General features: G+C 39.7%; 9 protein-coding genes. 5 read left to right on the top strand and 4 right to left on the bottom strand.

Annotated elements, in window-relative coordinates:
* Positions 1-64: 64 nt before the first annotated feature.
* Entirely contained in the window at positions 65-1234 is a 1170-nt protein-coding gene (gene dapC, locus CDG56_RS07210; RefSeq protein ID WP_087547415.1) for a succinyldiaminopimelate transaminase, read from the top strand.
* A 50-nt stretch (positions 1235-1284) separates the two neighbouring features.
* Here dapC and CDG56_RS07205 read toward each other — a convergent pair whose 3' ends face one another.
* Positions 1285-1905 (bottom strand): LysE family translocator, encoded by a 621-nt coding sequence (locus tag CDG56_RS07205; RefSeq protein ID WP_087547414.1) that lies wholly within the window; start codon positions 1903-1905, stop codon positions 1285-1287.
* A 134-nt stretch (positions 1906-2039) separates the two neighbouring features.
* On the opposite strand from CDG56_RS07205, the gene CDG56_RS07200 reads away from it, so the two are divergent.
* The 3 genes from CDG56_RS07200 (at position 2040) to CDG56_RS07190 (ending at position 6995) form a co-directional block, all read left to right on the top strand.
* Positions 2040-2492, top strand: coding sequence for an Lrp/AsnC family transcriptional regulator (locus CDG56_RS07200; RefSeq protein ID WP_087536207.1), 453 nt, complete (start codon positions 2040-2042; stop codon positions 2490-2492).
* 161 nt (positions 2493-2653) lie between these two features.
* Complete coding sequence (locus CDG56_RS07195) at positions 2654-3844, top strand: efflux RND transporter periplasmic adaptor subunit (RefSeq protein WP_087547413.1); 1191 nt, start codon at positions 2654-2656, stop codon at positions 3842-3844.
* 1 nt (position 3845) lies between these two features.
* Positions 3846-6995 (top strand): efflux RND transporter permease subunit, encoded by a 3150-nt coding sequence (locus CDG56_RS07190; RefSeq protein ID WP_087547412.1) that lies wholly within the window; start codon positions 3846-3848, stop codon positions 6993-6995.
* 54 nt (positions 6996-7049) lie between these two features.
* Here the strand turns inward: CDG56_RS07190 and CDG56_RS07185 are convergent, their stop codons facing one another.
* On the bottom strand, positions 7050-7538 hold the full coding sequence (locus CDG56_RS07185; protein WP_087547411.1) for a glutathione peroxidase: 489 nt from the start codon (positions 7536-7538) through the stop codon (positions 7050-7052).
* A complete protein-coding gene (gene msrB / locus CDG56_RS07180) occupies positions 7535-7954 on the bottom strand; it encodes a peptide-methionine (R)-S-oxide reductase MsrB (RefSeq protein WP_087547410.1) in 420 nt (139 codons plus the stop codon). Before msrB ends, CDG56_RS07185 begins: the two co-directional genes overlap by 4 nt.
* Before the next feature lie 238 nt (positions 7955-8192).
* Between msrB and CDG56_RS07175 the strand changes: the two genes are divergently transcribed.
* Entirely contained in the window at positions 8193-9623 is a 1431-nt protein-coding gene (locus CDG56_RS07175) for a pyridoxal phosphate-dependent aminotransferase (protein ID WP_087547409.1), read from the top strand.
* Between the two features lie 184 nt (positions 9624-9807).
* Here CDG56_RS07175 and CDG56_RS07170 read toward each other — a convergent pair whose 3' ends face one another.
* On the bottom strand, positions 9808-10704 hold the full coding sequence (locus tag CDG56_RS07170) for an SEL1-like repeat protein (protein ID WP_087547408.1): 897 nt from the start codon (positions 10702-10704) through the stop codon (positions 9808-9810).
* Between the last annotated feature and the right edge of the window lie 194 nt (positions 10705-10898).

Here is a 10898-nt window from a genome sequence, read left to right as displayed (position 1 = left end):
TTGGGTATGATGATCATGTCGTATCTTTGGAGACTTATAACGCTTATTTTGGGTAATTGTTTAAATGAACTCCAGCTTGTCTTTATTGCATCCCTATCCTTTTGAAAAGTTAAATCAACTTTTTAAAAATGTGCAACCTGCCAATTTACCATTGATTCCATTATCAATTGGTGAACCAAAACATCCTGCACCAGAGTTCGTTAAACAAGCAATCATTGATAATTTTGCACATTTGTCGACTTATCCTAATAGTAAAGGGCAACCTGAACTGCGCCAAAGTATTGCACAATGGCTGAGCAATCGTTTCAAACTGAACCATATTAGTGCAGAAGAACATATTTTGCCTGTTTCTGGTACACGTGAAGGTATCTTTTCTTTTGTGCAAGCCTTAATTAAACGCGAAGATGCACCGTATATCGTGATGCCAAATCCGTTCTATCAAATTTATGAAGGTGCTGCATTATTGGCAGGTGCAAAGCCTTACTTTATCAACTGCACCGAGGAAAATGGTTATTTAGGCGACTTTGATGCCGTGCCTGCGGAAGTATGGGAAGAAACAGCATTATTATTCGTTTGCACACCGGGTAATCCAACAGGTACTGTACTTTCAAAAGAGCAATTCAAAAAGTTGATTGCACTTTCTGATCAATATGGTTTTGTGATTGCTTCTGATGAATGTTATTCAGAGTTATGGTTTGATGAAGCACCGATTGGGCTTTTAGAAGTTTGTGCTGAATTGGGACGCGATGACTATAAAAACTGTATCGTGTTCCATTCCCTTTCTAAACGTTCAAACCTCCCGGGTATGCGTTCTGGTTTTGTTGCGGGTGATGCAGCATTATTAAAACCTTATTTGCAATATCGTACCTATCACGGCGCTGCGATGCCTGTTCAACATCAATTGGCTTCGATTGCGGCATGGAATGATGAGGCACATGTAGAAGAAAATCGTCAACAATACCGTGCTAAATTTGATTTATTCCAAACAGAATTAGGACATTTACTACCGTTACAAAAACCTGATGCAGGTTTTTATTATTGGTTAAAAGTTGATAATGATGAAACTTTTGCGAAAATGTTGATGGAAAAAGCCCATATTAAGGTGTTACCAGGTCGATATTTATCTCGTGATACCGAACAAGGTAATCCGGGCGAAGGACACGTTCGGATGGCACTCGTCGCAGATTTAGCACAGTGTGAAGAAGTGGTAAAACGACTAAAAGCAATTCTTTAATCAATAAAATATCTGAAGAATCTATGTCAAAGCATGGATTCTTCAGCAACTTATGAAAGCTGTCCAATCATCAATATGGTGGCAATCAAAATCATTAAGCTCCCCGAAATACGACTGACTATTTTTACAGCTTGAGGTCGTGTACTTAATAATTTCTTCGCTGCGATTCCAACCAATACATAAACAATCGCGCAACTAATTAGATGAATAATACCTAAAGAAAGGATCTGAGCTGTAGCTGAAAATTGCAAATTTGGGTGAATAAATGGCGGTAATAGTGCAAAAAAGAGCAATAAAACTTTTGGATTTAACCCACTAATTCCCACACCTTTAACGAACCAAGACTTTGCTGAATCAAACGCAGATATCTGCTGTTCAGTACTTGAGATGGTAGCTGGTCGAATCAACAAGCTTATTCCCATCCACAATAAATAACATGCCCCAACAATCGTTAAAGATGTCAATAAAATTGGATAATGACTAACTAAAGTGCCCACGCCAGCTGCAACACACAAAATCGCTAAAAAATGCCCCAGTACAAGCCCTGAAACAGCTGTAATAATAAACTTCCCCTTTATGCCAGCTAGAATCGCATAAGCCCAATCTGCGCCCGGTGTTAAAACAAATAAAATTGAAACACACCAAAAAGCAAAAATTACACTTAGATCCATATCAGACACCTACTCTTCATCATTGTTATTTTTCACCATTTGGTGAAAATAGAATTGAGAGAATAGACTTTAATGCTTAAAATGTTATTCCAAATGTTTGCTTGTTTTCAAAACTAAAAGGTAGATTATTCCAAATGGATCGTATTGATAAGAAAATTATTGCTGAACTACAGGCAAATGGGCGATTATCTATCACCGAATTGGCTGAAAGAATAGGCTTAAGTCTATCCCCTTGTCATCGCCGAGTGAAAGCTTTAGAAGAATCTGGGGTCATTAAGGGCTATCATGCCGATCTTGAAGCATCTCAAATTGGCTTTAATTTTGCGGCAATTATTTTTGTGACTTTAAAAGATGGTGATAAGCGGGCTTTGTCTAGCTTTGAAGAAAAGGTCAGTGAAATTACCAATGTGATTCAAGCACAGCGACTGTTTGGCAATCCTGATTATTTGTTGCATGTGGTGACCAAAGATCTGGCAAGTTTTCAAAAACTTTATGACGACAGTCTGTCTGCTTTACCGAATGTACAGCGCCTTACTTCAACGATTGTAATGAAAAGCGTAGTGACTAATCGCTTACTTCCTTTATAGCAATCTGAAATTATAGCGAGTGATCACTTTATAAGCCGCATCCTGTTAGATTGTGTTGAAACTCGTCCTTTATTAATTTTTTCATCTGTCAGTTTACTATTGACCATCTCTTGAAATCTTCGTCTATACTTAGGTCATCAATATTTGGCGATTATGGAAAGATGGCTTCTCAAACTCCCCAGAAAACTAAAAAAAAAATTTGGTTTATTTTAGCGATCATTGTTGTTTTTTTAATTATTGCAATCATGTTTTGGCAAACAAACAAAGCCAAAAACTCAGCAAATATGGAAAAGCGCAAAGGGGCAAATTCAGCAGAGCAAAAAGCAGCCCTGACGGTGACGGTTGTTCAACCTGAACAGCAAAATTGGAAACAAAGCTTTACTGCAAATGGAAACATTGCGGCATGGCAAGAAGTTGTCATTGGGAGCGAGCTATCAGGTCAACGACTTACTCGCGTCAATGTCAATGTCGGTGATGAGGTGAAACGCGGTCAAGTTTTAGCTGAAATCAATAGTGAAACAATACGTGCTGACCTCGCAGCAGCTCAAGCAAGTTATGCTGAAGCGCAAGCTGTTTTAGCTGATGCGATTACCAATAACAAACGTATTCAACAGCTTAAAAATACGGGTGCAATTTCTGCTCAAGAATCCACGCAATATCAAACCTCACAAGCGACTGCACAAGCTCGTCTTGATGCAGCTAAAGCTCAAATTAAAAGTAATCAATTACGCCTAGCTCAAACCCAAGTGGTTTCACCTGATAATGGTGTTATTTCAGCACGAACTGCCACGGTTGGATCTCTAGCACAAACAGGACAGGAACTGTTTCGCCTGATTCGGGATCACCGTCTGGAATGGCGCGTGGAAGTCACCACTTCGGATTTGTATAAGCTCAAGCAAGGGATGAATGCGCGTATTTTCTCGCCTGACCCTGCCCAGCCTGCCATTACAGGCAAGGTTCGAATGATTGCCCCTGTAATTGATCCACAAACCCGTTATGGCTTGGTTTATGTTGACTTGCCAGCCACTCAGGCGGTTCGGATGGGCATGTTTGTAAAAGGTGAGTTTGATTTAGGTGAGAAACCAGCACTCACTATTCCACAAACTGCCTTGTTGCTACGCGATGGCTTTGCCTATGTATTTATTGTGGGGAACAACAACCGTGTGACACAGCAAAAAGTGACTGTTGGGCGACGTTTGGCTGATCGTGTTGAGATTCTGGACTTGCCTGCCAATGTAAAACTGGTTGCCTCTGGCACAGGCTTCCTTGCCGATGGTGATTTAGTCACTGTCGCCAAAGATATCCCTGATACGCCATTGACCAAACAACTTGTGACCACACAGGGGAATTAAAATGAATTTCTCTGCTTGGTCAATCCGCAATCCCATTCCAGCCATTTTATTGTTTATTATGCTGGGATTGACGGGTTTAATGTGTTTTAAATGGATGAAAATCCAGCAATTCCCCGATATTGAATTGCCAATGGTGACTGTGACCGCAGCCCTGCCAGGTGCTGCACCACCACAGCTGGAAACTGAAGTTGCCCGTAAAATTGAAAACTCGATTGCCACCCTGCAAGGTTTAAGGAATCAGTACACCAATATTCAAGATGGTGTTGTTACGGTCACAGCAGAGTTTCAACTGGAAAAACCGCTACAAGAAGCGGTTGATGACGTTCGCAACGCGGTTTCTCAGGTGCGTTCAGACTTGCCTGCCGATTTACGTGACCCAATTGTCAGTAAAATCAACCTGTCAGGCTCACCTATTCTGACCTATACGATCCAGTCTCCCAAAATGGATGAAGAGGCACTGTCATGGTTTGTGGACTATGATATTGCCCGCGCCATGCTACAGGTTAAAGGTGTAGGTGCAGTCGCCCGTGTGGGCGGTGTTACCCGTCAAGTTGAAGTTGAACTCGACCCTGAAAAATTACTGGCATTAAATGCAACTGCTACAGATATTACCCGTCAATTACGCTTGATTCAGCAAGACGCCTCAGGCGGTCAAACCAAAATTGGGGGCAGCGAACAGTCAATTCGTACTATTGCAACCGTCAAAACGGCTGCAGAGATTGGTGCAATAGATCTTGCGCTCAGTGATGGTCGCCATATTCGCCTTGATCAAGTTGCATCTATTCGTGATGGAATTGCAGAACGACGCTCTGCCGCATTGCTGAATGGACAACCTGTGATTGGCTTTGAAATTACCCGTAGCAAGGGTGCCAGTGAGGTTGATGTTGAGAAAGGTGTAATTGAAGCACTGGATAAACTCAAGGCTGCACATCCAGACATTAAAATCACCGAAGCATTTAACTTTGTTAAGCCCGTTGCTGACAACTATAAAGGTTCAATGTCGCTTCTTTATGAAGGGGCAATTTTAGCAATCTTGGTAGTTTGGCTATTTTTACGTGATTGGCGTGCAACAATTATCGCTGCAACTGCCCTACCACTGTCTATATTACCCGCCCTGATTGGGATGTATTACTTTGGATTTACCCTAAATACAGTGACTTTACTCGCCATGTCATTAGTGGTTGGTATCTTGGTTGATGATGCAATTGTAGAAATTGAAAATATTATTCGGCATCTGCGAATGGGAAAAACCCCGTATGAAGCAGCAATGGAAGCAGCGGATGAAATTGGTTTAGCAGTCATTGCAACTACGTTCACGTTAATTGCAGTATTTTTACCAACAGCGTTTATGAGTGGAATTGCAGGTAAGTTCTTTGTTCAATTCGGTTGGAGTGCTGCATTGGCAATTTTTGCTTCTCTATTAGTTGCACGCCTGCTTACACCAATGATGTCTGCTTACATTTTAAAACCATGGATTGGTCAAGTTGAAAAGCAAGATGAAACTTTAGATAAGCAATCAAAACTAGATCATGGTACAACAAAACTAGCTAAAGATCGCGCCAACGATGGACGTGTCATGCGTGGCTATATGCGTTTAGTCACATGGTGTTTAAATCATCGTTGGGTCACTTTATTTGGGGCAATTGCCTTTTTCGTTGGCTCAGTGATGCTGATTCCTTTACTGCCAACAGGTTTCGTTCCACCACCTGATACAGGACAGACTCAAGTTCGTTTAGAGCTTGCACCCGGTTCGCAATTTGTTGACACCTTAAAAACAGCAGAATACGCACGCAATCTGATTAAAGATCATCCTGAAATCAAGAGTATATACACAACGATTGGTGGTGGTGCAGCAGGAACAGATCCTTTTTCAGGTGGTGCTTCAAGCGAACCAAGAAAAGCCACATTAACCATTCAGATTACTGGACGTTCTGATCGTAGTGCAAGTTTACAAGAGATTGAAAATCAAATTCGTCAACGTTTGGCTCCACTGCCGGGTGCTCGAATACAAGTTGGTCTAGCTGGAAATAATAGTCAGTACCAACTTGCTCTTTCAGGTGATGATCCTGAAGCTTTAATGTCTACAGCACGTAAGCTTGAACGAGAATTACGCACTATTCCAAATATTGGGAGTATTACTTCAAGCGCGGCTTTAATTCGTCCTGAACTGGTCATTCGTCCTGATTTTGCTAAAGCCGCAGATTTAGGTGTCACCACCTATGATATTGCTGAAACTTTGCGTATCGCCACGGCTGGTGATTTTGATCAAAACTTGGCTAAATTAAACTTATCTCAACGTCAAGTTCCCGTTGTGATTAAACTGCCTTTGGCTGCTCGCCAAGATCAGGAGTTAATGAAACGCTTGATGATCAAAGGCAGCCACGGCCCTGTGATGTTAGGGACGATTGCAGATGTCAATATTGAAAGTGGGCCATCGCAAATTGATCGTTTCAATCGTTTGCGTAATATCAATTTTAATATCGAGCTGAATAATCAACCGTTAGGTGATATTGCTGCTAAAGTTGACCAACTTCCAACCATGAAAAACCTACCACCAACAGTTAAACGTACCAATATTGGTGATGCTGAAGTCATGCAAGAGTTATTCTCAAGCTTTGGTTTGGCAATGCTGACAGGTGTATTGTGTATCTATGTTGTTCTGGTTCTTTTATTTAAAGACTTCCTACAACCGATCACTATTCTGGTCGCTCTACCTCTATCACTCGGTGGCGCATTCGTACTCTTACTTTTAGCAAAAAGTAGCTTCTCGATGCCAAGTTTGATTGGTTTGATTATGTTAATGGGAATTGCAAGTAAAAACTCGATTCTATTGGTCGATTACGCAATTATCGCGAGAAAGGAAAAAGATTATTCTCGATTGAATGCGTTGTTGGATGCCTGCCATAAGCGAGCACGCCCAATTATCATGACAACTCTAGCAATGGGCGCAGGTATGCTACCGATTGCGTTGGGTATCGGAACAGATCCGAGTTTCCGTGCACCAATGGCAATTTCTGTTATTGGCGGGTTAATTACCAGTACCTTTTTATCGTTATTGGTTATTCCTGTAGTCTATACCTTCATTGATGATATCAACCGTAAATTACACAGCTTTAGAAAAACAAAGCTCACATCAATTGAACAGTCTTAAGCAATATTCCAACAAAAAAGACGGTCAAATGACCGTCTTTTTTGTTGCTCAATATTATTTTTTTGCTAATGCTTTTTCAATATCTGCTTCTAAGGCATCTGGTTTAGTCGTCGGAGCATAACGGCCTAAAACTTCGCCATTACGCCCAACAAGAAACTTGGTAAAGTTCCATTTGATATTGCGACTACCTAAGATGCCTTTCGCTTCACGCGTTAGAAATCGAAAAATAACATGTGCTTCAGGACCTTTTACATCGACCTTTGCAAACATTGGAAAACTTACACCATAATTTCTTTGACAGAATGCGCCAATTTCTTTATTCGTGCCGGGATCCTGACCACCAAATTGGTTACAAGGGAACCCTAAAACTTCTAAGCCTTGAGCTTTATATTTTTCATAGAGTTTTTCAAGCCCTGCAAACTGTGGGGTAAAACCACACTTACTTGCAGTGTTTACAATCAGCATGACCTTACCCTTATAGTCGGCGAGCGCCTTTATATCTCCCTCTAACAATTCAGCTTCAAACTGATAAATGTTACTCATGGATAAGTTTCCTCGTCATTCTTTTCTTCTGTTTTAAGTTGTAATGATGCCGAATTCACGCAATAACGCAGTCCTGTCGGCTGTGGACCATCCTCAAACACATGACCTAAATGTGCATCGCAATCATGGCAGACAATTTCCGTTCTAACCATACCATGCGATAAATCTTCATGTTCTTCTATTGCAACACCATCAATTGGTCTATAAAAACTTGGCCATCCACAACCGCTATCGTATTTCGTTTCAGATGAAAAGAGTTCTGCACCACAACATCGGCAGACATAAATACCATGCTGTTTGTTATTCCAATATTGCCCTGTAAATGCTGGTTCTGTGCCTTTCTGACGAGTAATACGATATTCTTCTGGTGATAGTTCTCTTTGCCATTCCCGCTCTGTTTTATTGACTTTTCCCATAACCTACACCTTTTATTCTGATGTTAAAAATATCTCGATGATCAGGTTTTATATTTACGCCATTCATAACAAAAACTCTAGTCTCATAACGTACAATTTAGTGAAATTTAAGCATTAATTTTTAATAGCAAAAAGAAAGCAATTTTAAATTTAAAGGTAAGCAAATTTTAACAAAACTATCTTTCTCGTAAGCAAAGATAGTGTTATCCTTGTTTGGCACGGTTGTATAGGACAAAAAATGTCTCAGAAAAAAAGTGTGGTTTTTCAAAAACTCTTACCAACAATCAAACAATATCAACAATCAGGTTTTACCTATGAAAAAATTGTTGAATTACTTAGAGATCAACATGATCTAGATTTGGTAAGTGTCGAAACCTTTAAAAGTTATTTATACCGATATGCAAAAGTGAATCCAGCTATGTCTAAAAATACTGTTACATCCCACTCTGCTCAATCAAATCGTGAAATCAAGAAATCATCGAAACTTGAGCATGTTTGCTACGACATTCGTGGACCAGTATTACGCGCTGCCAATGAAATGGAGGAGCAAGGACACAAAATCATTAAGCTCAATATCGGCAACCCTGCACCTTTTGGTTTTGAAGCTCCACAAGAAATTATCAATGATGTTGCATTAAACCTACCGAATGCGATTGGTTATACAGACTCCAAAGGGATTTTCCCTGCGCGTAAAGCCATTTGCCAGTATTATCAGCAAAAAGGCGTTTTTGATATGCACGTTAATGATGTGTATGTTGGAAATGGCGTGTCGGAACTGATTGTGATGGCAATGCAAGGTTTATTGAACGATGGCGATGAAATGCTTGTTCCTATGCCTGACTATCCATTATGGACGGCAGCAGTCAATCTCTCTGGTGGTAAAGCTGTTCATTATAAATGTGATGAAGAAAACTATTGGTATCCTGATCTTGGCGATATGGAAAGCAAAATCACAGCAAACACGCGTGGTATTGTCATTATCAATCCAAACAACCCAACAGGTTCTGTTTATCCACGTCATGTATTGGAGCAAATTGTTGCTTTAGCTAAAAAGCATGACTTAATTTTGTTTGCAGATGAAATCTACGACAAAATCGTTTATGACGGCATTGAGCATGTTGCTGTTGCAGCTTTGGCTGGCAATCAACTTTGCATTTCATTTAATGGTTTATCAAAAGCCTATCGTATTGCTGGTTATCGTGCAGGTTGGATGGCGATCACAGGTGATAAATCACGTGCTGCAGACTATATTGAAGGTTTAGACATGCTTGCTTCAATGCGTTTGTGTGCGAATCATCAAGCACAATATGCAATTCAAACTGCACTCGGTGGCTATCAGTCTATCAATGATTTAATTCGTCCAGGCGGTCGTCTGTATGAACAACGTAATATTGCATGGGAAATGTTAAATGAGATTCCTGGCGTAAGTTGTGTTAAGCCTGACGGAGCAATGTACTGTTTCCCAAAACTTGATCCTGAGATTTATCCAGTTGAAGATGATGAAAAACTGATGTTAGATCTATTAAAAGCGGAGAAAGTTTTATTGGTTCAAGGCACAGGTTTTAATTGGCCAACACCAGACCATTTCCGTGTGGTGTTCTTACCTGCTGAAAATGAGCTACGTGAAGCAATTAATCGTTTAAGCCGTTTCTTGGCGAAAATGCGTTAAGCAGAATTAGTAATGAAAAAGGAAGAAAATCGCTTCCTTTTTTAAAATGCTTTTTCTGATATATGAAAATTTATTCTACTCAAGTGTCTTAATAGACTGAATAATTTGTCAATTTTCTCATTTCTAGATAAATATAAAAGCAAAGAGTCACCTATACTTCTTTGCTTTTATAACATTTTAAAAATTAATTTTTTTCAGTTTGCAACTCATCCCACTGCGCTTCATACTCTTTCGACTTCTTTAAATTCTTAGCTAAGCCAAAACCGCCATTTTCATATAAACGCGCCAAATCCAACAATGCTTCATTTTCACCCTGCTCTACCGCAAGTGCATAATATTCAGCAGCTTTTTTATAATTTTTTTCAACGCCCTTACCTTCCTCATAAACATAAGCAATATTTGACGAACCTAAGCCATTTTCGGCTTTAGAGGCTAGAGTAAAGAGACGCAAAGCTTCTTTGTAATCTTGCTTTAAGCCTGCTTTGCCTTCCAAATAGAAAATACCAAGATTGTTAATTGCTGAAGATTCATCTTGCTTTACAGCTAACTGATAGTAATGTAATGCTTTTTTAAGGTCTTGAGCGACTTCATCATTCCCATCACTATACAAATGACCTAATTCAGCTTGTGCAAGATCCAATCCCGCATCAGCAGATTTAGTCATCCATTCCAAGCCCTTTTTAGTATTAATACTAACGCCGTCATCACCATAGAGGTATAAAAAACCTAAATAATACTGAGCGTATAATTGCCCTTTTTGTGCCGCCTGTGTATACCACTTTAACGCTGTGGGATTATCTTCTTCAGTCCCTTCGCCATAGTCATACATATACCCTACGGAAAAAAGTGCATCAGCATTTCCCTTTGCAGCCGCCTTTTTGAACCACTCTAATGCTTTACCAAAATCTTGATCGACATCATTTCCATAATAATAAGCATCTCCAAGATTATTTTGGGCAATCACATCACCGCTTTTTGCTTGTTGAACGAGTTCTTGGCTAAAAGATACATCCTCAGCTTGAGCTAAAGAAATTGCGCTCATACTTAATAATATTGAAAATACGATATTCTTTAATTTCATTCTTGAACCCGCTTTGGTACATTTTTATGCAGATACATTCTAGCGGTTAAACAACTTAAGTAAATGTATATTTATATTTCCATATAAATCAAAAGTTAATTTTTATTAATTTATCTTTGTACACGACAAAAAAAGATAACTCATTGAAATAATGGCATAATACTTGTTTTCTGACGACGAATATGATGACACAT

It is taken from the genome of Acinetobacter sp. WCHA39, assembly GCF_002165385.1.
GTDB lineage: Bacteria > Pseudomonadota > Gammaproteobacteria > Pseudomonadales > Moraxellaceae > Acinetobacter.
Note: the sequence above shows the minus strand (reverse complement) of the source record. Positions and strands in the feature narration are given on the sequence as shown.

Coding starts and splice junctions, on each gene's coding strand:
- CDG56_RS07190 (WP_087547412.1), top strand. CDS start 3,846: ATGAATTTCTCTGCTTGGTCAATCCGCAATCCCATTCCAGCCATTTTA.
- CDG56_RS07185 (WP_087547411.1), bottom strand. CDS start 7,538: ATGAGTAACATTTATCAGTTTGAAGCTGAATTGTTAGAGGGAGATATA.
- CDG56_RS07200 (WP_087536207.1), top strand. CDS start 2,040: ATGGATCGTATTGATAAGAAAATTATTGCTGAACTACAGGCAAATGGG.
- CDG56_RS07195 (WP_087547413.1), top strand. CDS start 2,654: ATGGCTTCTCAAACTCCCCAGAAAACTAAAAAAAAAATTTGGTTTATT.
- CDG56_RS07205 (WP_087547414.1), bottom strand. CDS start 1,905: ATGGATCTAAGTGTAATTTTTGCTTTTTGGTGTGTTTCAATTTTATTT.
- CDG56_RS07170 (WP_087547408.1), bottom strand. CDS start 10,704: ATGAAATTAAAGAATATCGTATTTTCAATATTATTAAGTATGAGCGCA.
- CDG56_RS07175 (WP_087547409.1), top strand. CDS start 8,193: ATGTCTCAGAAAAAAAGTGTGGTTTTTCAAAAACTCTTACCAACAATC.
- dapC (WP_087547415.1), top strand. CDS start 65: ATGAACTCCAGCTTGTCTTTATTGCATCCCTATCCTTTTGAAAAGTTA.
- msrB (WP_087547410.1), bottom strand. CDS start 7,954: ATGGGAAAAGTCAATAAAACAGAGCGGGAATGGCAAAGAGAACTATCA.